Source organism: Streptomyces sp. NBC_01267 (assembly GCF_036241575.1).
In the GTDB taxonomy this organism is placed as follows: domain Bacteria; phylum Actinomycetota; class Actinomycetes; order Streptomycetales; family Streptomycetaceae; genus Streptomyces.
Genome location: NZ_CP108455.1, coordinates 1,893,812 through 1,917,782 on the forward strand (window position 1 = coordinate 1,893,812; position 23,971 = coordinate 1,917,782).

Annotated in this window: 21 protein-coding genes and 1 riboswitch; of the genes, 5 read left to right on the forward strand and 16 right to left on the reverse strand. The window is 68.7% G+C overall.

Annotated elements, in window-relative coordinates:
• Window positions 1–70 precede the first annotated feature (70 nt).
• Window positions 71–188, reverse strand: a riboswitch (SAM riboswitch).
• 158 nt (window positions 189–346) lie between these two features.
• From trpD to ctaE, 5 genes are all read right to left on the reverse strand, one after another.
• A complete protein-coding gene (gene trpD / locus OG709_RS08735) occupies window positions 347–1,411 on the reverse strand; it encodes an anthranilate phosphoribosyltransferase (protein WP_250304613.1) in 1,065 nt (354 codons plus the stop codon).
• Window positions 1,412–1,540: 129 nt separating this feature from the next.
• Entirely contained in the window at window positions 1,541–3,166 is a 1,626-nt protein-coding gene (gene qcrB, locus OG709_RS08740; RefSeq protein WP_250304611.1) for a cytochrome bc1 complex cytochrome b subunit, read from the reverse strand.
• A complete protein-coding gene (gene qcrA, locus OG709_RS08745) occupies window positions 3,163–4,215 on the reverse strand; it encodes a cytochrome bc1 complex Rieske iron-sulfur subunit (protein ID WP_250304608.1) in 1,053 nt (350 codons plus the stop codon). Before qcrA ends, qcrB begins: the two co-directional genes overlap by 4 nt.
• Entirely contained in the window at window positions 4,212–5,021 is an 810-nt protein-coding gene (gene qcrC / locus OG709_RS08750) for a cytochrome bc1 complex diheme cytochrome c subunit (protein WP_250304606.1), read from the reverse strand. Before qcrC ends, qcrA begins: the two co-directional genes overlap by 4 nt.
• Before the next feature lie 65 nt (window positions 5,022–5,086).
• Complete coding sequence (gene ctaE / locus OG709_RS08755; RefSeq protein WP_250304605.1) at window positions 5,087–5,707, reverse strand: aa3-type cytochrome oxidase subunit III; 621 nt, start codon at window positions 5,705–5,707, stop codon at window positions 5,087–5,089.
• 184 nt (window positions 5,708–5,891) lie between these two features.
• On the opposite strand from ctaE, the gene OG709_RS08760 reads away from it, so the two are divergent.
• Complete coding sequence (locus OG709_RS08760; protein ID WP_250304602.1) at window positions 5,892–6,308, forward strand: hypothetical protein; 417 nt, start codon at window positions 5,892–5,894, stop codon at window positions 6,306–6,308.
• Between the two features lie 46 nt (window positions 6,309–6,354).
• On the opposite strand, the gene OG709_RS08765 is transcribed toward OG709_RS08760, so the two are convergent.
• From OG709_RS08765 to ctaC, 4 genes are all read right to left on the reverse strand, one after another.
• Window positions 6,355–7,611, reverse strand: a complete 1,257-nt coding sequence (locus OG709_RS08765; protein ID WP_250304601.1) for a L,D-transpeptidase — start codon at window positions 7,609–7,611, stop codon at window positions 6,355–6,357.
• Window positions 7,612–7,717: 106 nt separating this feature from the next.
• On the reverse strand, window positions 7,718–8,116 hold the full coding sequence (locus OG709_RS08770; RefSeq protein WP_250304599.1) for a cytochrome c oxidase subunit 4: 399 nt from the start codon (window positions 8,114–8,116) through the stop codon (window positions 7,718–7,720).
• Complete coding sequence (gene ctaD, locus OG709_RS08775) at window positions 8,113–9,846, reverse strand: aa3-type cytochrome oxidase subunit I (protein ID WP_250304598.1); 1,734 nt, start codon at window positions 9,844–9,846, stop codon at window positions 8,113–8,115. The genes OG709_RS08770 and ctaD overlap by 4 nt, the downstream gene beginning before the upstream one ends.
• Window positions 9,843–10,808 (reverse strand): aa3-type cytochrome oxidase subunit II, encoded by a 966-nt coding sequence (gene ctaC, locus OG709_RS08780; RefSeq protein ID WP_250304596.1) that lies wholly within the window; start codon window positions 10,806–10,808, stop codon window positions 9,843–9,845. The genes ctaD and ctaC overlap by 4 nt, the downstream gene beginning before the upstream one ends.
• Before the next feature lie 260 nt (window positions 10,809–11,068).
• Here ctaC and OG709_RS08785 point away from each other — a divergent pair, with 260 nt between their 5' ends.
• Window positions 11,069–12,484, forward strand: a complete 1,416-nt coding sequence (locus tag OG709_RS08785) for a cysteine desulfurase/sulfurtransferase TusA family protein (protein ID WP_329165501.1) — start codon at window positions 11,069–11,071, stop codon at window positions 12,482–12,484.
• Window positions 12,485–12,497: 13 nt separating this feature from the next.
• On the opposite strand, the gene OG709_RS08790 is transcribed toward OG709_RS08785, so the two are convergent.
• Window positions 12,498–13,472 (reverse strand): carbohydrate kinase family protein, encoded by a 975-nt coding sequence (locus OG709_RS08790; RefSeq protein WP_250304591.1) that lies wholly within the window; start codon window positions 13,470–13,472, stop codon window positions 12,498–12,500.
• 130 nt (window positions 13,473–13,602) lie between these two features.
• On the opposite strand from OG709_RS08790, the gene OG709_RS08795 reads away from it, so the two are divergent.
• On the forward strand, window positions 13,603–13,800 hold the full coding sequence (locus OG709_RS08795) for a hypothetical protein (protein WP_250304589.1): 198 nt from the start codon (window positions 13,603–13,605) through the stop codon (window positions 13,798–13,800).
• Window positions 13,801–13,968: 168 nt separating this feature from the next.
• Window positions 13,969–15,390, forward strand: a complete 1,422-nt coding sequence (locus tag OG709_RS08800) for a hypothetical protein (protein ID WP_329165504.1) — start codon at window positions 13,969–13,971, stop codon at window positions 15,388–15,390.
• A gap of 123 nt (window positions 15,391–15,513) precedes the next feature.
• Here OG709_RS08800 and OG709_RS08805 read toward each other — a convergent pair whose 3' ends face one another.
• The gene (locus OG709_RS08805; RefSeq protein ID WP_250304585.1) at window positions 15,514–15,870 is read right to left on the reverse strand and encodes a HesB/IscA family protein; all 357 of its coding nucleotides are present in this window, start codon (window positions 15,868–15,870) and stop codon (window positions 15,514–15,516) included.
• Between the two features lie 311 nt (window positions 15,871–16,181).
• Between OG709_RS08805 and nadA the strand changes: the two genes are divergently transcribed.
• Window positions 16,182–17,372 (forward strand): quinolinate synthase NadA, encoded by a 1,191-nt coding sequence (nadA, locus tag OG709_RS08810; RefSeq protein WP_329165506.1) that lies wholly within the window; start codon window positions 16,182–16,184, stop codon window positions 17,370–17,372.
• A gap of 82 nt (window positions 17,373–17,454) precedes the next feature.
• Here nadA and OG709_RS08815 read toward each other — a convergent pair whose 3' ends face one another.
• From OG709_RS08815 to OG709_RS08835, 5 genes are all read right to left on the reverse strand, one after another.
• Complete coding sequence (locus OG709_RS08815; RefSeq protein ID WP_250304581.1) at window positions 17,455–20,610, reverse strand: efflux RND transporter permease subunit; 3,156 nt, start codon at window positions 20,608–20,610, stop codon at window positions 17,455–17,457.
• A gap of 156 nt (window positions 20,611–20,766) precedes the next feature.
• The gene (locus OG709_RS08820; protein ID WP_250304579.1) at window positions 20,767–21,450 is read right to left on the reverse strand and encodes a response regulator transcription factor; all 684 of its coding nucleotides are present in this window, start codon (window positions 21,448–21,450) and stop codon (window positions 20,767–20,769) included.
• Window positions 21,447–22,709: a sensor histidine kinase gene (locus OG709_RS08825; RefSeq protein WP_250304578.1), complete on the reverse strand. Its 1,263-nt coding sequence runs from the start codon at window positions 22,707–22,709 to the stop codon at window positions 21,447–21,449. Before OG709_RS08825 ends, OG709_RS08820 begins: the two co-directional genes overlap by 4 nt.
• A 154-nt stretch (window positions 22,710–22,863) precedes the next feature.
• The gene (gene pspAA, locus OG709_RS08830; protein ID WP_250304576.1) at window positions 22,864–23,142 is read right to left on the reverse strand and encodes a PspA-associated protein PspAA; all 279 of its coding nucleotides are present in this window, start codon (window positions 23,140–23,142) and stop codon (window positions 22,864–22,866) included.
• A gap of 9 nt (window positions 23,143–23,151) precedes the next feature.
• A complete protein-coding gene (locus tag OG709_RS08835) occupies window positions 23,152–23,928 on the reverse strand; it encodes a PspA/IM30 family protein (protein WP_250304574.1) in 777 nt (258 codons plus the stop codon).
• Window positions 23,929–23,971 lie beyond the last annotated feature (43 nt).

Sequence of the window (23,971 nt, forward strand, 5' to 3'; positions counted from 1 at the left end):
AGGGCTACTGCCCTATCGCATTCGCTGAACCACGGAAGAACTCCCTCGACGACCAGGATCCCTGTCGAGGGATCCGCGCTTGCCGCAGACTTCGCTGCCTGCGGCCTGGTCTTCACCCAGGGCACCCCGCCACGGACGGAGGGTTGCCGGACAGCGGGCTGGGGCCGTAGTCGCTGTCACTCATGACCTGAAGAGAATCTTGCCATACGCACGGTGACGCGCAAGGCGCAGTCCACGGCTTGAGACCGAACGGCGTGAACCGCACCCCGCGTCGCCCGAACGGAACGGGCGCCGTACCGCCACAACTACCCGCTGTCCCGCGGGGAGTTGTGGCGGACAGCGGGAGTCAGGCGTTGCTGGCCGTGACCCAGCGTTCCAGGGCCCGGCCGGCCGCTCCCGAGTCGATCGACTCGGCGGCGCGGGCGATCCCCGCGGCGATCCGCTCGTCGAGCGATCCCCCGCCCGGATGCAGCGCGACCAGCGCCGCCGCCGAGTTGAGCAGAACAGCGTCCCGTACCGGACCGCCCTCACCCGCGAGCAGCCGCCGGGCGACATCGGCGTTGTACGAGGGGTCCCCGCCGCGCAACGCCTCCACCGGGACCAGGCCGATGCCCACGTCGCGCGGGTCGAAGGGCTCCTCGTGGACGGTGCCGTCCGCCACCGTCCACACCTTCGACGTGGCGGTGGTGGTCAGTTCGTCGAGCCCGTCGTCGCCCCGGAACACCAGCGCGGAGGAGCCCCGCTCGGCCAGCACGCCCGCGATGATCGGCGCCATCCGGGCATCGGCGACGCCGGTCGCCTGCGCCCGTACCTTCGCCGGATTGGTGAGCGGGCCGAGGAAGTTGAAGGTGGTCCGGATGCCCAGCTCCTTCCGCGCGGCTGCCACGTACCGCAGCGCCGGGTGGAACTTCACCGCGAAGCAGAAGGTGATGCCCGCCTCCTCCGCGACCTCGACGACCCGCTCCGGCGTCAGCTGGAGGTTGACCCCGAGCTTCTCCAGCACGTCGGAGGACCCGCTCGCCGACGACGCCGCGCGGTTGCCGTGCTTGACGACCTTCGCGCCGGTGCCCGCCACCACGATGGACGACATGGTCGAGATGTTCACCGTCCTCGCGCTGTCGCCGCCGGTCCCGACGATGTCCACGCTCGGGCCGGGTACCTCGATCAGCCTGGCGTGCTCGTACATCGCCCGGACGAGACCGCTGATCTCCGCGACCGTCTCGCCCTTGGCCCGCAGCGCCACGGCGAAACCGGCGATCTGCGCGTCGGTCGCCTCGCCGCTCATGATGCGGTCCATCGCCCAGGCGGTGGCGTCCGCGCTCTGGTCGGTGCCGCCCAGCAATGAGTCCAGTACGCCCGGCCAGGAGAATGCCGCCACGCTGTCGCCGCCTGCCGGGGTCACAACGTTCATGGTCCGCTCCTGGGTCCACAGCCGAATAGGGATACCGCTACCTTATCCAGCCCCGGAGACCGCGAAGAGCCCCGTCCATGCGCTGGACGGGGCTCCTGCTGTGGCGACTGTGTTCAGTCGGTCAGGTGATCAGTGATGGCCGTGGCCGCTGGTGATCTCCTTGTACTCGTCGGCGGTGGGCTTCTCGATCTGGCTGTGCTCGCCGTAGTAGCCCTTGTTCAGCTTGGCGCGCAGCTTGGTCAGACGCGAGATCTTGCGCGCGACACCGTTCTCGTCGACCTCGGGGCCGATTTCGAGCGGCTGGTACTGCTCGTGCGCGGTGAGCGTGTGCAGCGCCTCCGGGGCGAGCGGCTCGTGCACCTCGACGAACTCACCGTGCGGCAGGCGCTTGATGATGCCGGACTCGCGTCCGTGCAGCACCTTCTCCTTGTCGCGACGCTGGAGGCCGAGGCAGAACCGCTTGGTGACGATGAACGCGATGACCGGTCCGACGAACATTCCGATCCGGACGAACCAGGTGATCGCGTTGATCGACAGTTCGAAGTGCGTCGCCCAGAGGTCGTTGCCGCCACCGACGAGCAGGATCAGGTACAGCGTGATCCAGGCGACGCCGAGGCCGGTACGGGTCGGGGCGTTGCGCGGGCGGTCCAGGATGTGGTGCTCGCGCTTGTCGCCGGTGATCCAGGACTCGATGAACGGGTAGACACCGATGGCCGCCAGGACCAGCGGGAAGACCACGATCGGGATGAACACACCCAGGACGAGTGTGTGACCCCAGGCGTTGATCTCCCAGCCCGGCATGATGCGGACGAGACCCTCGGAGAATCCCATGTACCAGTCGGGCTGGGCGCCGGTCGACACCTGGTCGGGCCGGTACGGGCCGATGTCCCAGATCGGGTTGATCGAGGCGATCGCCGCGATGGCCGCGATGACACCGAAGACCAGGAAGAAGAAGCCTCCGGCCTTGGCCATGTAGACCGGCAGCAGCGGCATGCCGACGACGTTCTTGTTGGTCTTGCCGGGGCCCGCGAACTGCGTGTGCTTGTGGTAGAAGACCAGGATCAAGTGGCCGACCAGCAGGCCGAGCATGATGCCCGGCAGCAGCAGCACGTGGACCGAGTAGAACCGGGCGACGAAGTCACCGCCGGGGAACTCCCCGCCGTACAGGAACATCGACGCGTACGAGCCGACGATCGGGATGGAGAGCATGACGCCCTCCATGAACCGCACACCCGTACCGGAGAGCAGGTCGTCCGGGAGCGAGTAGCCGGTGAAGCCGGTGAACATACCCAGCACCAGCAGCAGGAAGCCGAACAGCCAGTTGATCTCACGCGGCTTGCGGAACGCGCCCGTGAAGAACACCCGCATCATGTGCACGAGCATGCCCGCGAGGAAGATCAGCGCGGCCCAGTGGTGGATCTGCCGGATGAGCAGACCGCCGCGGACCCCGAAGCTGATGTTCATCGTCGAGGCGAAGGCCTCGGACACCCGGATGCCCTGGAGCGGCACGTACGGGCCGTCGTAGACGACCTCGTTCATGCTCGGGTGGAAGAACAGCGTCAGATAGACACCCGTGAGGATGATGATGATGAAGCTGTAGAGGCAGATCTCCCCGAGCATGAAGGACCAGTGGTCCGGGAAGATCTTGCGCATGTTGGCCTTGGCCAGGCCGTAGATGCCCAGGCGGCCGTCCGCCCAGTCGGCCACCCGCTCGCCGGCGGGCGCCTTGCGCTGTGTATCCGTCACGGTGCTCATCCGCGCTCCCAGAAGGCAGGACCGACGGGCTCTGCGAAGTCGCCGAGCGCTTCGAGGTTACCCTCGCCGTTCACACCGATCCGCAGCTGCGGCAGGGCGTGGCCGGCCGGGCCGAAGATGACGCGGGCGCCGTCGGACAGGTCGAAGGTGGACTGGTGGCACGGGCAGAGCACGTGGTGCGTCTGCTGCTCGTACAGGCTGATCGGGCAGCCGACGTGGGTGCAGATCTTCGAGAACGCGACGATGCCGTCGTGGGCCCACTCGCGCTCCTTCTTGTCCTTGATGTTCTCCGGCTGGATACGGACGATCATCAGGGCAGCCTTGGCGATCTGCGTCTGGAAGTCCTCGTCGCTCTCCTCGAGGCCCTCGGGCATGGCGAACGTCAGCGAACCGACGGCCACGTCCTCGGGACGCAGCGGCTCATTGGTGTTCATGTTGATGAGCACCTTGCCGCGGTTCCACAGCGTCTCGCGGAGCTTCTTCTCCGGCAGCGGGCCGAGGTCGCGCAGCAGCACCACACCGGCGAGCGGCACCATGGCCATCGCGCCGAACAGCGTGTTGCGGATCAGCTTGCGGCGGCCGAAGCCGGACTCGGCGGCACCTGCCGCGAAGTCCGCCAGGACCTGCGCCTTGACCTCGGGCTCGGCCTCGATCGGGTGGCGGTCGGCCGCCGTCTCGACGTCCGACATCAGCGTGCGGGCCCAGTGGACCGCGCCCGCGCCGATGGTGAAGAGCGCCACACCCAGGGTCAGACCCAGGGAGAAGTTGAGGGCGCTCACGTGCCCGAACGGGAAGATGAAGACGATCTTGTCGACCGGGAAGATCACGTAGGACGCGATGAACGCGATCGTCGCCAGCATCGAGAGCGTGAACAGGAAGGCGACCACGCGCTCGGAGCGCTTGGCGGCCCGCTCGTCGATGTCCTGGATGCGCGGCTTGTGGGCCGGCATTCCCGGGTCGGCGAACGGATCGTCCGCGTGCTCCACCGCGCCGTGCGCGGCCTCCTGCTTACTCGGCAGGATCTCTTCGGAATTCTCTTGGCTACTCATGACTTCTTGGCCTTAGCGGTGTGGGCCGCGACCCAGATGGCAACTGCGATCAGTGCACCGAGTCCGAAGATCCAGCCGAACAGGCCCTCGCTGACCGGACCGAGCCCGCCCAGCTTGAGGCCACCGGGGCTCTCGGACTCGTCGCCGTTGACGGTCTTGACGTACGCGATGATGTCCTGCTTGCTCTTCTCCGGCATCGTGGTGTCGGGGAAGGACGGCATGCTCTGCGGGCCACTCTGCATGGCCTCGTAGATGTGCTTCGGGTCCACGCCTGCAAGGCTGGGGGCGTACTTGCCGTGTGTCAGCGCGCCGCCCTCACCCGTGAAGTTGTGGCACTGGGCGCAGTTGGTGCGGAAGAGCTCGCCACCGCGTGCGATGTCGGCGCCCTGGTCGCTGTACTGCTTCGCGGTCGGCGCGATGGGGCCCGCGCCGAGGGAAGCCACGTACCCGGCGAGCTGGTCGATCTCGGCCTGCGAGTAGATGACCTTCTTCTTCGGCACCTGGGCGCCGGGCTGCTGGGCCGGCATACGGCCGGTGCCCACCTGGAAGTCGACGGCGGCGGAGCCGACGCCGACCAGGGGCGGCCCGTCGGACGAGCCTTGGCCTCCCATTCCGTGGCAGCTTGCGCAGCCCACGGAGAAGAGCTTCTTGCCCTCAGTGATGGCGAGGGACTGGGAGGCTTCGTCGGCCTGCGCCTTGCCCGCAGGCGCGAACGCGGCATACAGCCCCCCGGTGGCCGCCAGCGCGAGGAGTAGGACGACGACCGCCGCCAACGGGTGGCGTCGTCGTGCGGAGAGCTTTTTCACGGATTACCCCGGTGTCAGGATCTTCTGCGTCGGTGCTTGCTGGATGAGTGGGGCGTCGGGCCCGATTACTTGATGAGGTAGATCGTCGCGAAGAGGCCGATCCAGACGACATCGACGAAGTGCCAGTAATAGGACACGACGATGGCGGCGGTTGCCTGGTGGTGCGTGAATCTCTTGGCCGCGTATGTCCTGCCCAGAACGAACAGGAAGGCGATGAGACCGCCTGTCACATGCATGCCGTGGAAGCCGGTGGTCAGGTAGAACACCGAACCGTACGGGTCGGAGGACAGCGAAAGGCCGTCCTTCTTCACCAGGTCGGTGTACTCGAAGATCTGGCCTCCGATGAAGATCGCACCCATCACGAACGTGATCATGAACCACGTGCGGAGCTTCTTCACATCGCCCCGCTCGGCGGCGAACACGCCGAGCTGGCAGGTGAGAGAAGAGAGCACCAGGATCGTGGTGTTCGTCGCCGAGAAAGGAACGTTCAGCGAGGACGCCATTTCCTTCCAGTGCTCGGGACCCGTCACCGATCGCAGGGTGAAGTACATCGCGAAGAGGGCCGCGAAGAACATCAGCTCGGAACTCAACCAGATGATGGTTCCGACGCTGGTGAGGTTCGGCCGATTGACCGACGGGTGCGCGTGCCCGGTTTCTACTGTCGTTGCTGTCGCCACGACCGACATTATGTCGGTCGCTTATCCCGCCCTCACCCTGGGGGGTGCCGTTCGGTGTGTCAGCCCCTCGTGTCCAGCTCGAACGGCCCAGCGCGAGGCGGTCCGTAACGGTGTTGACGGGGTGTCGGACGGAGTAGCATCCGCGCCAAGGTCGAAGCCCCGCAGTCCCCGAAACAGCCGTCACGGAGGAACAATGCAGCCGAGCGCCACGGTCCTGGTCTACAGCGACGACGCGAACACCCGTGAGCAGGTACGGCTCGCCGCGGGCCGGCGGCCGGCCTCGGACGTGCCGCCGGTGCAGTACCTGGAGTGCGCGACGCTCGACGCGGTGCTCAAGGCCCTGGACAACGGTGGGATCGATGTCTGCGTGCTGGACGGCGAGTCGGTCCCCGCGGGAGGTATGGGGGTCTGCCGGCAGATCAAGGACGAGATCTTCCGGTGCCCGCCCGTGCTGCTGCTCATGGGCCGCCCGCAGGACGCCTGGCTGGCCACCTGGAGCCGCGCGGACGCCGCGGCGACACTTCCGGTGGAGCCGGTGGAGTTCGCGGGCACACTGGCCGCTCTGATCCGCAGCAGGCTCGCCGCGGGCACCGTCGCCACGGGGTCCTGACCCGGCCGCGGCGGACCGCTCCCGCGGAACCGCGCGTCGGCTCCCGTCAGAACGCGGCGGGCCGCAGCCGGGCCGTTTCCGCGGGTGCGGCGGGCACCTGCTTGCCGTTCGTCAGCGCGCTGCCCTTGGCCCACTTGGCCCAGGACACGTTCCAGTCCCCGAAGCCGTTGTCGAACGGCGTCATCGTGTCGCCGTCGCTGCCGACGACGTCGACGATGTCGCCCTGGCGCACGTGGCTGAAGAACCAGGAGGCGTTGTCCGTGCTCATCCCGGTGCAGCCGTGGCTGGTGTTGGCACTCCCCTGCGAGCCCACGGACCACGGCGCGGCGTGGACGTACTCCCCGCTCAGTGTGACCTGTGTCGCGTAGTAGACCGGCAGGTCGTACGAGTCCGAACTCCCGGCGGCGATACCGATGCTGGCGCTGGTCATGCGTACGAAGTACTGCTTGCCCAGCACGACCTTGACGCCGTTGCGGGTGGAGAAGCCCGCCTTGCCGGTGGTCACCGGAATGGTGTTGATCACTTCGCCGTTGCGGGTGACCGTCATTTCGTGCGACGACGCGTCCGTGACGGCCACGAGACGGTCGCCGGTGGTCAGCTTGAGCGGCTTGGCGTCGCCGCCGTAGAGCTTGCCCGCCACTTTTATCCCGTTCAGGTTGCTGTGCACGTCGATCGTGGCGTGTGCGGGCCAGTACTCCTTCGGGCGGTAGTGCAGCGTCTTGCTGTCCACCCAGTACCAGGCGCCTTCGACGGACGGTACCGAGTCGACCTTCAGGGCACGCTCGACCTGGGCCCTGGCGGCCTTGTCCTTGACCGGGGCGCTGAGTTGGGCGGTGACGGGCTGTCCGACGCCGTACTCGCCCGCCTTGGGCCCGAAGGTGACGTTGAGCCGGTCGGCGGCGGGAGCCGTGTCGAACGTGGTCGTCTTCGCGCCCGGCGAGCCGTCCTCGTCCTCGGTGGCGACGCGCACCGTGTAGTGCGCGCCTGCGGCCAGCGGGGCCGTGCTGTGCCACCTGCTGCCGTCCGCCGAGAGTTCGCCCGCCAGTTGGCGTCCTGTGCTGTCCGAGGCGGTCACATCGGTGATGCGACCGCCGTCATCCTTGGAGGTGACTTCGAGCGGCTTGTCCGGGTCCACCTTGCCGCTGCCGCCGGGGCCGCTGAACGAGATGTCGTCGGCGGCGTTGTACGGCGGCGCGGAGAGCGGATTGTTGGGGGAGCCGCCGCACGCGGTCGCCGTCGCCCCCAGGGACACGACCAGCAGTGTGCAGCTCAGGACCGTACGGAATCGAGGTGCGTGGCTCATAAGCACACGTTATGAAGATCTCCCGGTAACGGCACGCCGGATGACTGCAAACGAGGAGGCCCGGACACCTGAATGGCGTCCGGGCCTCTCGTGCGGTGGAGCGGTCCTACTGGTTCTGGTTCTCTCCGCGGTAGAACTCGAACACCCAGCCCCAGAGGCCGATCACGACGAGCGGCGCCGAGAAGTACAGCAGCCACCAGCCCATCGCGATGGCCAGGAAGGCGAGCGCACCGCCGATGGCCAGCGAGATCGGCTGCCAGCTGTGCGGGGCGAAGAACCCGACCTCACCGGCGTCGTCCGCGACGTCGGCCTCCTTGTCGTCCATCGCGCCGGCATCGATCCGCTTGGCCGTGAAGGCCAGGTAGAAGCCGATCATGATGCTCAGCCCGAAGGCCATGAAGAGTGCCGTGGTACCGGCTGCCTCCTTCGACCACACGCCGTAGACGACCGCTACGGCGAGGATGAAGACGGCCAGCCAGATGAACATCTTTCCCTGGACCTTCACTTGCCCGCCTCCTTGCCACCGGCGAGGGCCGCTTCGGCACCGTGGTTCTCGAGCTGGTCGAGAGCCGCGATCTCAGGGTGGTGCAGGTCGAACGCCGGGGATTCGGAACGGATCCGCGGCAGGGTGGTGAAGTTGTGCCGGGGCGGCGGGCAGGACGTCGCCCATTCGAGCGAACGCCCGTAGCCCCACGGGTCGTCGACCTCGATCTTCTTCCCGTACTTGGCGGTCTTCCAGACGTTGTAGAAGAACGGCAGGATCGACAGGCCCAGCAGGAAGGAGCTGATGGTCGAGATCGTGTTGAGCGTGGTGAAGCCGTCAGCGGCGAGGTAGTCCGCGTAACGCCGCGGCATGCCCTCGACACCCAGCCAGTGCTGCACCAGGAACGTGCCGTGGAAGCCCACGAACAGCGTCCAGAAGGTGATCTTGCCCAGTCGCTCGTCCAGCATCTTGCCGGTGAACTTCGGCCACCAGAAGTGGAATCCGGAGAACATCGCGAAGACCACGGTGCCGAAGATGACGTAGTGGAAGTGCGCGACGACGAAGTACGAGTCGGAGACGTGGAAGTCCATCGGGGGCGAGGCCAGGATCACGCCGGTCAGACCACCGAAGGTGAAGGTGATCAGGAAGCCGACGGCCCAGAGCATCGGTGTCTCGAAGGACAGCGACCCCTTCCACATCGTGCCGATCCAGTTGAAGAACTTCACACCGGTCGGCACTGCGATCAGGAAGGTCATGAAGGAGAAGAACGGCAGCAGCACACCGCCGGTGACGTACATGTGGTGCGCCCACACCGTCACCGAAAGACCGGCGATCGAAATGGTGGCGGCGACCAGGCCGATGTATCCGAACATCGGCTTTCTGGAGAACACTGGAATCACTTCGGAAATAATTCCGAAGAATGGCAACGCGATGATGTACACCTCTGGATGGCCGAAGAACCAGAAGAGGTGTTGCCATAGGAGCGCGCCGCCATTTGACGCATCGAATACATGAGCGCCGAACTTGCGGTCCGCCTCCAGCGCGAAGAGTGCGGCGGCGAGGACCGGGAAGGCCAGCAGGACCAGAACACCGGTCAGCAGGACGTTCCACACGAAGATCGGCATCCGGAACATCGTCATGCCGGGCGCGCGCATGCAGATGATCGTGGTGATGAAGTTGACCGAACCGAGGATCGTGCCGAAGCCGGAGAAGGCCAGACCCATGATCCACATGTCGGCACCCACACCCGGCGAGCGGACGGCGTCCGACAGCGGGGAGTAGGCGAACCAGCCGAAGTCGGCCGCGCCCTGCGGGGTGATGAAGCCACCGACCGCGATGAGCGAGCCGAAGAGGTACAGCCAGTACGCGAACATGTTCAGCCGCGGGAACGCCACATCGGGCGCGCCGATCTGCAACGGCATGATCCAGTTCGCGAACCCGGCGAACAACGGCGTCGCGAACATCAGCAGCATGATCGTGCCGTGCATCGTGAACGCCTGGTTGAACTGCTCGTTCGACACGATCTGCGTGCCCGGACGGGCCAGCTCGGCCCGCATCACGAGGGCCAGCACACCGCCGATGCAGAAGAACGCGAACGAGGTGACCAGATACATCGTGCCGATCGTCTTGTGGTCAGTGGTGGTCAGCCACTTGATGACGACGTTTCCCGGCTCTTTGCGCCGTACCGGCAGCTCGCTCTCGTAGGAGTCGTTTGCTGCCGCGGCACCCTGGGGTTCGTTGAGGATGCTCACAGGTTGTTCGTCTCCGCGTTCTTGGCGTGGCCAGTCTGCGCGATCCCGGCGGGGATGTAGCCCTTCTGGTGCTCATTCGCCAGGTCCTTGAGGTGCTGCTTGTAGCGCTCCGGAGAGACGACCTTCACATTGAAGAGCATCCGGGAGTGGTCTACGCCGCAGAGCTCAGCGCACTTGCCCCTGAAGGTGCCTTCCTGGTTGGGAGTCACCTCGAAGGAGTTGGTGTGGCCCGGAACAACGTCCATCTTCATGAGGAACGGCACCACCCAGAAGTCATGGATGACGTCGCGCGAAGTCAGAACGAAGCGGACCTTCTCCCCCTTCGGCAGCCACAGGGTGGGACCCGGGTTGCCGTTCTGCGGGTTCCGGGTTGCCGGAGTGCCGACGTCGTAGACGCCTTCGGCCCCCTTGGGGAATTGCTTGGTGAAGCGGTCCGGAATGTCGGACAGCTCAGCGGTCTTCGCAGCGTTGCCCGTGGCCGGGTTCCCATCCACGTCCTCGATGTAGTTGAAGCCCCAGCTCCACTGGAAGCCGACCACGTTGACCGTGTGGGCGGGCTTCGGCGAGAGGCTGAGCAACTTCGACTCATCGCGGGCGGTGAAGTAGAAGAGCACCGAGACGATGATGAGGGGGACCACGGTGTACAGCGCCTCGATGGGCATGTTGTACCGCGTCTGCGGAGGTACCTCCACCTTGGTCCGGCTACGCCGGTGGAAGATGACACTCCAGATGATCAACCCCCACACCAGCACGCCCGTGGCGAGCGCTGCCGCCCACGAGCCCTGCCAGAGGGAGAGGATCCGAGGTGCCTCTTCCGTTACCGGGGTGGGCATACCAAGGCGGGGGAAATCCTTGTACGAGCAACCTGTAGCGGTCACAAGGATCAGGCCCGCAGTCAGCACCTGCGGCAGCTTCCGCCGCATCGGGCGCCGCGACGAGCGGTCGGAGCCGTTGGGACTCACGTAGCGCCTTCCCGAGAGTCTCGCCCGTGCGGCCGGCTGCGGCCGCATCGAGGTCGGTCGCCGGTCCTGCTCCGGGCAGGGGTTTGGATGTTTATGCGGACCAAACCCTACTGGAGGCCATTTGGGGCCGCGCGGGGAGGGTGCCCAACGCGCCGTCCGACACCCCGAAGGGGTGGAATCCCGGCTTCCGGCGGCGATCTGACGGTCTCTCCCCTGACGGTGCGGACCGGCCGCGCGAGGGCGGCGGCTAGCGTGGCGCCGTGCCCTACTTCGATGCCGCCTCCTCCGCGCCTCTGCACCCCGTCGCACGTCAGGCCCTGCAAGCCTCCCTGGACGAAGGCTGGGCCGATCCGGCCCGCCTGTACCGGGAAGGGCGGCGGGTGCGGCTGCTGCTCGACGCGGCGCGGGAGGCGGCGGCCGAGGCGGTCGGGTGCCGCCCCGACGAACTCGTGTTCACCTCTTCCGGGACCCGCGCGGTCCACTCAGGAATTGCCGGAGCACTTTCTGGGCGTCGGCGTGTCGGCGGCCACCTGGTGGTGTCGGCGGTCGAACACTCTTCGGTACTCCACTCGGCCGCCGCCCACGAGGCGGCCGGCGGTTCGGTGACCGAGGTGGCGGTGGGGCGGGCCGGGGCGGTGACCCCGGACGCGTACGCCGCCGCGCTGACCGGGACCACCGCCCTGGCGTGTCTGCAGTCCGCGAACCACGAGGTCGGCACGGAACAGCCGGTCGCCGAGGTCGCCGAGGCGTGCCGGGAGGCGGGTGTGCCGCTGCTGGTGGACGCGGCGCAGTCGCTGGGGTGGGGGCCGGTACGGGGCGCCTGGTCGCTGCTCGCCGCGAGTGCGCACAAATGGGGCGGACCGGCCGGAGTGGGGCTGCTCGCCGTACGGAAGGGTGTGAGGTTCGTCCCTCAAGGCCCGGCCGACGAGCGGGAGTCCGGGCGGGCAGCCGGCTTCGAGAACGTCCCGGCGATCGTGGCCGCGGCGGCGTCGCTGCGCGTGGTCCGGGCCGAGGCGGACGCCGAAGGGGTGCGGCTGCGGGGGCTGGTGGACCGGATCAGGGCCCGGGTGCCGGAGCTGGTGCCCGATGTCGAGGTGGTCGGCGATCCGCTGCGGCGGCTGCCGCATCTCGTGACGTTCTCCTGTCTCTATGTCGACGGGGAGACTCTGCTGCACGAGTTGGACCGGGCCGGTTTCTCCGTGTCGTCCGGTTCGTCCTGCACCAGCAGCACGCTGACGCCCAGTCATGTGCTGCGGGCGATGGGGGTGCTCTCCGAGGGGAACGTACGGATCTCCCTGCCGGTCGGCACGGCCGAGGAGGACGTGGAGCGGTTCCTGGCGGTGCTGCCGGGGGTGGTCCGCTCGGTACGGGCGCGGCTGGGCGTCGGCGACGCGGCCGGGACTCCGGCGGAGCCGGTGCCGGAAGCGGCACCGGACTCCGGGGCCGGGGTGGACGCGCTCGTGGTGGACGCGCTCGGCAAGCGGTGCCCGATCCCGGTGATCGAGCTCGCCAAGGTGATCGGGAAGGTACCGGTCGGCGGGGTGGTGACGGTGCTCTCGGACGACGAGGCGGCCCGGCTGGACGTACCGGCGTGGTGCGAGATGCGCGGGCAGGGATACGAGGGGGCGCACCCGGCCGACGGGGGTACCGCCTACCGGGTGCGCCGGGTGTCCTGAGCGCCCCGTCGGGTTACGGGAGGTGGGACTGCACCTCGGTGGCCGCCTCGTGGCCGTACGCCTTGGTGAAGCGGTCCATGAAGTTGGTGCGGCTCAGCGTGTACTCCTGGGTGCCCACCGTCTCGATCACCAGCGTCGCCAGCATGCAGCCGACCTGCGCCGCGCGCTCCAGGCTGACGCCCCAGGCGAGGCCCGACAGGAAGCCCGCGCGGAACGCGTCGCCGACGCCCGTCGGGTCGGCCTTGGTCTCCTCCTCCGCGCAGCCGACGACGATCGGGGCCTCGCCGACGCGGTCGATACGGACGCCCTGGGCGCCGAGCGTGGTGACCCGGTGGCCGACCTTGGCCAGGATCTCCTCGTCGGTCCAGCCGGTCTTGGACTCGATGAGCCCCTTCTCGTACTCGTTGGAGAAGAGGTAGGTGGCGTCCGCGAGGAGCGTACGGATGTCCTCGCCGCTCATCCGGGCGATCTGCTGCGAGAAGTCCGCGGCGAAGGGGATCGAGCGGGTGCGGCACTCCTCCGTGTGGCGGAGCATCGCCTCGGGGTCGTCCGCGCCGATCAGCACCAGGTCCAGTCCGCCGACGCGCTCGGCGACCGACTGGAGCTCGATCAGGCGGGCCTCACTCATGGCGCCCGTGTAGAAGGAACCGATCTGGTTGTGGTCGGCGTCGGTGGTGCACACGAAGCGGGCGGTGTGCAGGACCTCCGAGATCCGGACCGCCCTGGTGTCCACGCCGTGGCGGTCGAGCCAGGCACGGTACTCGTCGAAGTCCGAGCCGGCCGCGCCGACCAGGATCGGGCGGGTGCCGAGCTGGCCCATGCCGAAGCAGATGTTGGCGCCGACGCCTCCCCGCCGTACGTCGAGATTGTCGACGAGGAAGGAGAGCGAGACCGTGTGGAGCTGGTCGGCGACCAGCTGGTCGGCGAAGCGGCCGGGGAAGGTCATGAGGTGGTCGGTGGCGATGGAGCCGGTGACTGCGATGCGCACGGCGAAGACACTCCTGCGGAGGAGGGAGGCGGACACCTCACGCTACCGGTTCGTACACCACGGGCCGAAGGGGCGAAACTACCCGATAGTAGGGCTTTCTTCGCATGCGTCCTGTGCTTACGGTTCTGATATGTCGAACTCCATCGCCCGGCCCGAGCCCGAAGCAGACCTGAACGACCTGCGCGGCGACTGCGCGCGCATGGCACCGCACTGGGTGGCGCCCCCGAGTGCCGCGCCCGCCCCGGTCCCCCCGTCGCACATCCACGGGGTCACGGTCCCGCCCGCCTCCGCGCGGCTGATCGACGGGATGTCCGAGTACGGGGACTGAACCGCGCCCGGTGGCACCACGCCACTGATCCGCACAGCCGCCCCCCGCAGCTGAAACGCTCCGGGAGATCCGAGGGAACCGTGTGCTCCCCCGCCCCGTCCCACCGGTGTTCCTTCTTACGGAGGACATGACATACGGGACACGGCAGCGGAGTCGAAGGAGCATGCGGTGAGCAGTGAGCGACCCGAACACGACACAGCACGTCCCCGTGGGCGGCGGTCCCCCGCGGTCGTCACCTCGGTGGCGGCGGCGGTACTGCTGGCCGGGGGCGGCGGGGCCTACTGGGCCTCCGCGTCCGTCGGCGGCGGCAGTACGGAGAGCAGCGGCGGCAGCGGCCCGCCCCCGCTCGCCCTGGACAGCGCGGCGCAGCACGGCGGCCCCGTCACCGGTATCGCGCCCGGCGAGCCGGACCCCGGCGGAACCGTCTACCGCGCCCGGGGCCCGCTTCCCGCCGGACCGGGCAAGGCTCCGGTGTACCGCGCCGACGGCGCCGTCACCGCGGCCGAGGTGACCCGGCTCGCCCAGGCGCTCGGCGTGACGGGCACGCCCCGGCTGGTGGGTACGTCCTGGAGGGTCGGCGCCGACAAGGACGGTTCGGGGCCGCTGCTCCAGGTCGCCCAGCAGGCGCCCGGCACCTGGACCTACGCCAGGTTCGGCAGCGGAGGGAGCGACAACTGCCCCCAGGGGAAGGGCTGTTCGGCCGACGGGACCGCGCCGGGCGGCAGCGGTACGGCGGTGAGCGAGCAGGCGGCGAAGGCCGCAGCCGCTCCGGTACTGAAGGCGCTGGGGCAGGACGACGCGAAGCTCGACGCCGGGCAGTTGACGGGTTCGGTGCGGGTGGTGAACGCCGACCCGAAGGTCGGCGGACTGCCCACCTACGGCTGGGCGACCGGGCTCCGGATCGGCTCGTCCGGCCAACTGGTCGGCGGCAGCGGGCAGTTGAAGGAACCGGTCAAGGGGGCCGAGTATCCGCTGGTCGGCACCGCCGAGGCGCTGAAGCAGCTGAACGCGCCCGCGGTGGGGGCAGGAAAGAGCGGCAGCTGCGCCACCGTCGAACCGCTCGCCGAGGGCGTCACGCCCGGTCCGGGCAGCGAGAAGTCCTGTGGACCCTCCTCCCGCTCCCCCGAGCGCACGCCGGTGACCATCGACCGTGCGGAGCTGGGGCTCGCGGCGCAGCTGGTCGGCGGGCGGCAGACGCTCGTACCGTCATGGCTGTTCGAGACGGAGCCGACGGGCGACGCCCGGCTCCGCACGGTCACGGCGACGGCGGTGGATCCCCGCTACCTGACGCACCCCGAACCGCCGCCGGGGCGCAACCACCCGGGTACGGACCAGAAGCTGAAGTCCTACAGCACCGACGGGCGGAGTCTGACGGTGCACTTCTGGGGCGGGGTGTGCGGTACGTACGACGCGCGGGCGAGCGAGAGCAAGGGCGCGGTACGGGTGACGGTCGACGGACCGAACCGCGAGCCGGGGAAGATCTGTGTCGCGCTGGCCAAGGACGTGACGCAGACGGTCACCCTGGACCAGCCGCTGGGCAGCCGGAAGGTCGTCGACGCGGCGAGCGGTGACGCGGTCCCGCAGTTGTAGCGGGCGGCACGGCGGAGCGAAAAGGCGGCGGCCCCCAGGATCATCCCGGGGGCCGCCGCCTTCGCGTGTGCTTCGTGCGTCCTCGGCGGACGCGCACCAGCTGGTACAGGCCTGGGCCAGGCCCTAGCTGAACGAGTCGCCGCAGGCGCAGGAGCCGGAGGCGTTCGGGTTGTCGATGGTGAAGCCCTGCTTCTCGATGGTGTCGACGAAGTCGACGGAGGCGCCACCCAGGTACGGGGCGCTCATCCGGTCGGTGACGACCTTGACTCCACCGAAGTCCTTGACCACATCGCCGTCGAGCGAGCGCTCGTCGAAGAAGAGCTGATAGCGGAGGCCCGAGCAGCCGCCCGGCTGAACGGCGACGCGCAGGGCGAGGTCGTCACGGCCTTCCTGGTCGAGCAGGGCCTTGACCTTGGACGCGGCGGCGTCGGACAGGAGGATGCCGTCACTCACCGTGGTCTTCTCGTCCGATACGGACATCTGCTTCACTCCCGGGCTGGGGTCTCCCCGCCCTGAGGCAGGGGAAGTACGGACTGCTTGCCGACTCGTGCAACCGGCGGGGCCGCGGATTCATTCCGGGCCTGGCACTTCTCTTACGCGTTCATGCTCGCACACCCCCTCCGCGGAGTCACAGATCCGCGGGATCGGGGATACGTCACATCGACGAGATCGCCATCGTCAAGGTGACGTGAAGCAGTTATGATAGATAACGTCATTTCGACGAGAAGCCTCCGGTGTCCGCACCGGTTCCTGGAGCGGCCACACGCCGCGCCGAACTTGGAAAAGAAAGGGTGCGTGTCGTGACCACCGCCCAAACCCGTCAGGACCTCGATGTCCAGCCGTCGCCCCTCGCGCTGCTGCTGCTCGGCCGGGAGGCCGACCCGAAGAGCGAGCGTGGCGTGGAGTGCCCCGGCGACCTGCCGTCCCCGTCCGACCCGGACCTGGTGGAGCGCGCCCGCGCGGCCAAGGAGAAGCTCGGGGACAAGGTCTTCGTGCTCGGCCACCACTACCAGCGTGACGAGGTCATCCAGTTCGCCGACGTCACCGGCGACTCCTTCAAGCTCGCCCGCGACGCGGCCGACAGGCCGGAGGCCGAGTACATCGTCTTCTGCGGTGTGCACTTCATGGCCGAGTCGGCGGACATCCTGACCTCCGCCGACCAGAAGGTGGTCCTCCCGGACCTCGCGGCCGGCTGCTCGATGGCCGACATGGCCACGGCCGAGCAGGTCGCCGAGTGCTGGGACGTGCTGACCGACGCCGGTATCTCCGAGCGGGTCGTCCCCGTCTCGTACATGAACTCCTCCGCCGACATCAAGGCCTTCACCGGCCGGCACGGTGGCACGATCTGTACGTCGTCGAACGCGAAGCGGGCCCTGGAGTGGGCCTTCGAGCAGGGCGAGCAGGTGCTGTTCCTGCCCGACCAGCACCTGGGCCGGAACACCGCGGTCCGGGACCTGGGGATGTCGCTCGACGACTGCGTCCTCTACAACCCGCACAAGCCGAACGGCGGCCTGACCGTCGAGCAGCTGCGCAACGCCAAGATGATCCTCTGGCGCGGGCACTGCTCGGTGCACGGGCGCTTCTCGCTGGACTCGGTCAACGACGTACGTGAGCGGATACCCGGTGTACGGGTGCTGGTCCACCCCGAGTGCAAGCACGAGGTCGTGTCGGCGGCGGACGAGGTCGGCTCGACGGAGTACATCATCAAGGCCCTCGACGCGGCGCCCGCCGGTTCGAAGTGGGCGATCGGGACCGAGCTGAACCTGGTCCGGCGGGTGGCGAACGCCCACCCGGACAAGGAGATCGTCTTCCTCGACAAGACGGTCTGCTTCTGCTCGACGATGAACCGGATCGATCTGCCGCATCTGGTGTGGACGCTGGAGTCGCTGGCCGAGGGGAACCTCGTGAACCGGATCGAGGTCGATCCGGAGACGGAGAAGTACGCGAAGCTGGCGCTGGAGCGGATGCTGGCGCTGCCGTAGCGCTCCCGGCACTTTCCCCGCCCGGGACGCACCGCGGCCCCCGCACCGGATTCCGGTGCGGGGGCCGCGGTCGTGCGAGATGTCAGACGTTCACCGGCTCCGGCTCGTCCGAGGACGTGTCGGCGCCGGACCGGGGCTGCGCCCCGCCCTTCTGGGCCCGCTTCAGTTCCTTCTTCTTCGCCCGGCGCTCCTTGCGGAGCTCCACCATCGCGTAGAGGGTCGGCACCAGCAGCAGCGTCAGCAGCGTCGACGTGATCAGACCGCCGATCACCACCACGGCCAGCGGCTGCGAGATGAAGCCGCCCTCACCGGTGACGCCGAGCGCCATCGGGAGCAGCGCGAAGATGGTCGCCAGCGCGGTCATCAGGATCGGCCGCAGACGGTGCCTGCCGCCCTCCACGACCGCTTCGACCACGCCGAGACCACGCGACCTGTACTGGTTGATCAGGTCGATCAGCACGATCGCGTTGGTGACCACGATGCCGATGAGCATCAGCATGCCGATCATCGCCGGGACGCCCATCGGGGTGCCGGTGACGATCAGCAGGCCGAGCGCTCCGGTCGCCGCGAACGGGATCGAGACCAGCAGGATCAGCGGCTGGACCAGCGAGCGGAACGTCGCGACCAGGAGCATGAAGACGATCGCGATGGCCGCCAGCATGGCCAGCGCCAGGTTCTTGAACGCGCTGCTCTGGTCGGACGAGACGCCGCCGATCTCGACGGTCGCGCCGCTGGGCAGCGCCTTCTTGACGTCGTTGATCTTGGTCTGCAGCGCGGTGGTGACCGCGCCCGTGTTGTCACCGGTCGGCTTCGCCGTGATCGTCGCGGCGCGGGCGCCGTCGATCCGGGTCATCGAGACCGGGCCGGGGACCAGCTTCACCGTGGCGATGTCGCCGAGCTTGGCCGGGCCCAGGTCGAGGTTCTTCAGCTGGGCCAGGGTGGTGGCCGGGTGCGCCGCCTTCACGACGACGTCCCGCTCGGTGTCGTCCAGGATCGCCTTGCCCGACGTGGTGCCCTTGACCGCCTGGCCGACGGCCGCGCCCAGCGTCGTCTCGTTGAAGCCCGCGGCAGCCGCCTTGTCGTTGGCCTTCACGGAGATCCGCGGCACGCTCTGCGCCAGGTCGCTCTGTACGTCCTTGACGTCGTCGAGCTCGGCGACAGCGGCCCGTACCTGCTCGGCCGCCTTCTTGAGGGTGTCGCCGTCGCCCGCCTTCACGACGACGCTCAGGTCCTGGCTGCCGAAGCCGCCGCCACTGCCGACACTGGTGTCGCCGATGCCGTGGAGCTTGGCCAGGCCCTTCTCGATCCGGTCCTGGGTTGCGTCGTAGTCGGAGGCCTTCTTCAGGGTCACCTGGTACGAGGCCTGGTTGGCGCCCGTGCCACCGCCGAACGCGGCGGCGAAGCCGGAGGAGCCGACCGTGACCTGGTAGTCCTTGATGGTGTCGACGCCGTCGAGCAGCTTCTCGACCTTCTTGGCCGCGGTGTTCGCGGCCTCCAGGCTGGTGCCCGGGGTGAGCTTCTGGGTGAGCGACATGGTGTCCTGCTCGCCCTGGTCGAAGAAGTTGGTCTTGAGCAGCGGTGCCATGCCGAAGGTGGCCACGAGGACCACGGCGGCGATGATCAGGCTGGTGACCCGGCGCCGGGTCGCGAACTGGAGCACCGGGACGTAGAAGCGCTGGAGACGGCTGCGCTCCTCCTCCGCCTCGGCCGCGCGGCGCAGCTCCTCCGGGTCCACACCCTCCGAGCCCTTCGGGGCGCGCAGGAACCAGTACGAGAAGACCGGGACCACGGTCAGCGACACCAGCAGCGAGGCGAGCAGCGCCGCCGTGACCGTGATGGAGAACGAGCCGAAGAGCTGGCCGACCATGCCGCCGACGAGGCCGATCGGCAGGAAGACCGCGACGGTGGTGAGGGTCGAGGACGTGACCGCTCCGGCGACCTCCTTCACCGCGGCGATGATCGCCGCCTGGCGCTCCTCGCCGTAGCTCAGATGCCGCTTGATGTTCTCCAGGACGACGATCGAGTCGTCGACGACGCGGCCGATCGCGATGGTCAGCGCGCCGAGGGTGAGCATGTTGAGCGAGAGGTTGTCGGTCCACAGCACGATCAGCGCGAGGAGCACCGAGAGCGGGATCGAGAGCGCCGTGACCAGCGTCGAGCGCAGCGACCTCAGGAAGAGCAGGATGACGATCACGGCGAAGAGCAGGCCGAGCGCGCCCTCGGTGGTGAGGCCGTTGATCGACTTGGAGACGGAGGGTCCCTGGTCGAAGGCGACCGTCAGGTCACTGCCGGAGCCGAGGGTCTTGCGCAGGTCGGGGAGCTTGTCCTTGACCGCGTCGGAGATGCCCACGGCGCTGCCGTCCTGGCCCATCGTCATGGCGATGGAGAGGCTGGGCTTGCCGTTCGTACGGGTGATGGAGGTCGCGGTGGCGGGCTGCTCCTGGACCTTGGCGATGTCGCCGAGCCGGACCGGCTTGGTCGGCTTGCCCATCGAGGACATGCCGGTGACGCGCAGGTCCTGGATCTGGTTCAGCGAGGTGTAGCCGCCGCCGACCTGGACCGTGCGGCTCTTGCCGTCCTCGGAGAACGAACCGGCCGGGAGCGTGGCGCCGCCCGCCTGGAGGGCCTGGCTGAGCGAGGCGGGGGTGAGTCCCGCGGCGGCCAGCTTCGCGCTGTCGGGGGTGACGGTGACCTGGAGGTCCTGCACGCCGTCGACGCTGACCTGGCCGACGCCGTCGATGTTCTGGAGGACCGGGACAACCGAGCGGTCGAGCTGGTCGGACAGCGCCTGCTGGTCCTTGTCGGAGGTGACCGAGAGCACGACGGTCGGGATGTCGTCCGTCGATCCGGCCACGACCTGCGGGTCGACGGAGTCGGGGATGTTGACCCGGGCGCGGTTCACGGCCTGCTGGACGTCGGCGACGAGCTGCTTGGTGCCGTTGCCGTACTCGAACTGGGCCATGATCACGGCGTTGCCCTCACTCGCCGTGGAGGTGACGCCCTTGATGCCGTCGACAGCCTTGATGGTGTCTTCGAGCGGTTCTACGACCTGCTTCTCGACCACATCCGGGGACGCACCCTGGTACGGAGCGAGAACCGACACCATCGGCAGTTCGATGGTGGGCAACAGCTGCTGCTTGAGCTGCGGGATCGCTATCGCACCGAAGACGACGGCGACGATCGATATCAGCCCGATCAGGGCCCGTTGCGCGAGGCTGAATCTGGACAGCCAGGACATGGGGTCTCTCTTCTGTGGCGTGCGAGGCAGGTGTGACTGGAGGTATGGGTGGGCACGAATGACCCACCTATACCTTCAGCCATCCGGGGGCCCCGACGCGTCGCTCCCAGGTGCCTTCCCTTATGCGACGCATACCGCAGCTGGAGTAGGCCGCCGCTACGCCCTTGGGTGGACCAGGCCCGATTCGTAGGCGATTACCACCAATTGAGCCCGGTCGCGGGCGCCGAGTTTCGCCATCGCCCGGTTCACATGGGTCTTGACGGTGAGCGGGCTGACGACCAGCAGTTCGGCGATCTCGTCGTTGGAATGGCCGCCGCCGACCTGGACCAGCACCTGCCGCTCGCGGACGGTGAGGGCGGCGAGCCGTTCCGCGTACGCCTCGGGGTCCGCGGCTCCGTCCGCACTGCCGCCCTGGGCGAGGAACCGCGCGATGAGCCCCTTGGTGGCCACCGGGGACAGCAGGGCCTCACCGGCCGCGGCGACCCGGATCGCGTTGAGCAGTTCCTCCGGCTCGGCGCCCTTGCCGAGGAAGCCGGAGGCGCCCGCGCGCAGCGACTGCACGACGTACTCGTCCACCTCGAAGGTGGTGAGCATCACCACGTGCACGGCGGCGAGTTCCGGATCGGCGCTGATCATGCGGGTGGCCGCGAGGCCGTCCGTACCGGGCATCCGGATGTCCATCAGGACGACATCGGCGGCCTCGGAGCGGGCGAGGGCCACCGCCTGAGCGCCGTCCGCCGCCTCCCCGACGACCTCCATGTCGGGCTCCGAGTCCACCAGCACCCGGAACGCGCTGCGCAGCAGCGCCTGGTCGTCGGCGAGCAATACCCTGATCGTCATGCGTCCTCCCCTGCGCCGGCGTTGACCGGCAGTATCGCCTGGACGCGGAAGCCGCCGCCGTAGCGGGGGCCCGCCGTGCAGGAACCGCGCAGGGCGGCGGCCCGCTCCCGCATGCCGATCAGACCGTGGCCGCCGCCGTCGGCGGCCGTGCCGGGCGCGGTGTCCTCCGGCCGGGACGCGGGACCCTGGCCCACGCCGTTGTCGAGGACGGTGACCTCGACCGCCGGTCCGACGCGCACCACGCTGACCTCGGCCTTCGCCCCGGGGCCCGCGTGCTTGCGCACATTGGTCAGCGCCTCCTGGATGATCCGGTACGCGGCGAGGTCGACGGCTGCGGGCATGCCCGCCTCTTCGTGGTTGCAGGCCACCTCCACGGGCAGCCCCGCGTTGCGGAAGGTGCCGACCAGTTCGTCGAGCACCGCGAGGCCGGGGGCCGGTTCGGTGGGCGCCTCGGGGTCGCCGGACTGGCGCAACAGGCCGACGGTGGCACGCAGTTCGTTCAGTGCGGAGCGGCTGGCCTCCCGTACGTGCGCGAGCGCCTCCTTGGCCTGGTCGGGGCGTTTGTCCATGACGTGGGCGGCCACCCCTGCCTGCACGTTGACCAGGGCGATGTGGTGGGCGACGACGTCGTGCAGGTCGCGGGCGATCCGCAGCCGCTCCTCGGCGACCCGGCGGCGGGCCTCCTCGTCACGGGTGCGTTCGGCCCGCTCGGCCCTCTCCCGTATGGCATCGACGAAGGCACGGCGGCTGCGTACGGCGTCCCCCGCGGCCGAGGCCATTCCGGTCCACGCGAAGATTCCCAGGTTCTCCTGGGAGTACCAGGGGGTCTCGCTGAAGCACATCGCCGTCCCGGTGAGTACGGCCATGGTGACCAGCCCGACCCGCCAGGTGGTCGGGCGGTCGGTGCGGGCGGCGACCGTGCAGAGCGCGATGACCGCGCTCATCGCCACCAGGGTCGGCGGTTCACCGGAGATCAACTGGACCGCGGTGACCCCGCAGGTGACGGCGAGTACGGCCATCGGGGTGCGGCGGCGCAGGACCAGGGCCGCGGCGCCCACGCCCATCAGGACGAAGGTGTGGAACTGGGGGCTCCGGTGGCCGAAGGCCGGCCCTTCGGAGCCGCCGGTGTGGGCGAACGAACCGGCGACCATGCAGACCAGCGCGCCCAGCGCCAGGCCCGCGTCGAACGCCAGCGGGTGGGCGCGCAGCCAGACGGCGGCCCTGGCATAGCCGGTACCGGCTCTCGACGGAGAAGACACGTGGAACAACGGTACGGCGTGCCGCGCCGTGGTCGTACCGACCGGCGGACATGCACGGCCCCGGCACGGGCTCCGGGAACAGCGACGGCGCCCCGCCCCCGGAAGGGGTGCGGAGCGCCGTACGGCCGGAAACAGCGCCGGAGCCGGGAACGGTTCAGCCCGGGATCAGACCGTCGTCGTTCAGCATCTCCCTGACGTCCGCCAGCGTGGCCTCGGCGGGCGGCAGGATCAGCTCCGAGGGAGCCAGCGAGTCGTCCGGCAGCGGGGAACCGAGCTCCCGCACCTTGTCGAGCAGGGCGTGGAGCGTGCGCCGGAAGCCGGCTTCGTCGCCACTCTGCACTTCGACGAGGAGCTCGTCGTCCAGCTTGTTGAGCTCGGTGAGGTGGCTGTCGGCCAGCTCCATCTGGCCTTCACCCATGATCCGTACGATCATGACGCTTCCCTACTGCTTGTCCAGATTCGGATGGGGCCGGTCCTGCGGCTCGCCGCCTTCGATGGCCTGCTTCGACGACGATCCGCCGGCCAGCTCGGCCTTCATGCGCTGCAGTTCCAGTTCCACATCCGTACCACCGGAGATCCGGTCCAGCTCGGCGGAGATGTCGTCCTTCCCCATGCCGGACTGGTCGTCCAGCGCGCCCGAGGCGAGCAGCTCGTCGATCGCACCGGCCCTGGCCTGCAGCTGGGCGGTCTTGTCCTCGGCCCGTGCGATGGCCTGGCCGACGTCGCCCATCTCCTCGGAGATACCCGAGAAGGATTCGGCGATCCGGGTCTGCGCCTGGGCCGCCGTGTAGGTGGCCTTGATGGTCTCCTTCTTCGTACGGAAGGCATCGACCTTGGCCTGCAGACGCTGGGCGGCGAGAGTGAGCTTCTCCTCCTCGCCCTGCAGCGTCTGGTGCTGCGTCTCCAGGTCCGTGACCTGCTGCTGCAGCGCGGCACGCCGCGACAGCGCTTCGCGGGCCAGGTCCTCACGACCCAGCGCGAGCGCCTTGCGCCCCTGGTCCTCCAGCTTGGAGGACTGACCCTGCAGCTGGTTCAGCTGCAGTTCGAGACGCTTGCGCGAGGTCGCCACGTCGGCGACCCCACGGCGTACCTTCTGAAGCAGTTCGAGCTGCTTCTGGTACGAGTAATCGAGGGTCTCGCGCGGATCCTCGGCCCGGTCCAGGGCCTTGTTGGCCTTCGCGCGGAAGATCATCCCCATACGCTTCATGACACCGCTCATGGGCTTCGCGCGCCCCCTTCTGACGGACTTCAGCTCCAGCACT

Coding starts and splice junctions, on each gene's coding strand:
- trpD (WP_250304613.1), bottom strand. CDS start 1,411: ATGAACGTTGTGACCCCGGCAGGCGGCGACAGCGTGGCGGCATTCTCC.
- qcrB (WP_250304611.1), bottom strand. CDS start 3,166: ATGAGCACCGTGACGGATACACAGCGCAAGGCGCCCGCCGGCGAGCGG.
- qcrA (WP_250304608.1), bottom strand. CDS start 4,215: ATGAGTAGCCAAGAGAATTCCGAAGAGATCCTGCCGAGTAAGCAGGAG.
- ctaE (WP_250304605.1), bottom strand. CDS start 5,707: ATGTCGGTCGTGGCGACAGCAACGACAGTAGAAACCGGGCACGCGCAC.
- OG709_RS08760 (WP_250304602.1), top strand. CDS start 5,892: ATGCAGCCGAGCGCCACGGTCCTGGTCTACAGCGACGACGCGAACACC.
- OG709_RS08765 (WP_250304601.1), bottom strand. CDS start 7,611: ATGAGCCACGCACCTCGATTCCGTACGGTCCTGAGCTGCACACTGCTG.
- OG709_RS08795 (WP_250304589.1), top strand. CDS start 13,603: ATGTCGAACTCCATCGCCCGGCCCGAGCCCGAAGCAGACCTGAACGAC.
- OG709_RS08805 (WP_250304585.1), bottom strand. CDS start 15,870: ATGTCCGTATCGGACGAGAAGACCACGGTGAGTGACGGCATCCTCCTG.
- OG709_RS08815 (WP_250304581.1), bottom strand. CDS start 20,610: ATGTCCTGGCTGTCCAGATTCAGCCTCGCGCAACGGGCCCTGATCGGG.
- OG709_RS08820 (WP_250304579.1), bottom strand. CDS start 21,450: ATGACGATCAGGGTATTGCTCGCCGACGACCAGGCGCTGCTGCGCAGC.
- pspAA (WP_250304576.1), bottom strand. CDS start 23,142: ATGATCGTACGGATCATGGGTGAAGGCCAGATGGAGCTGGCCGACAGC.
- OG709_RS08835 (WP_250304574.1), bottom strand. CDS start 23,928: ATGAGCGGTGTCATGAAGCGTATGGGGATGATCTTCCGCGCGAAGGCC.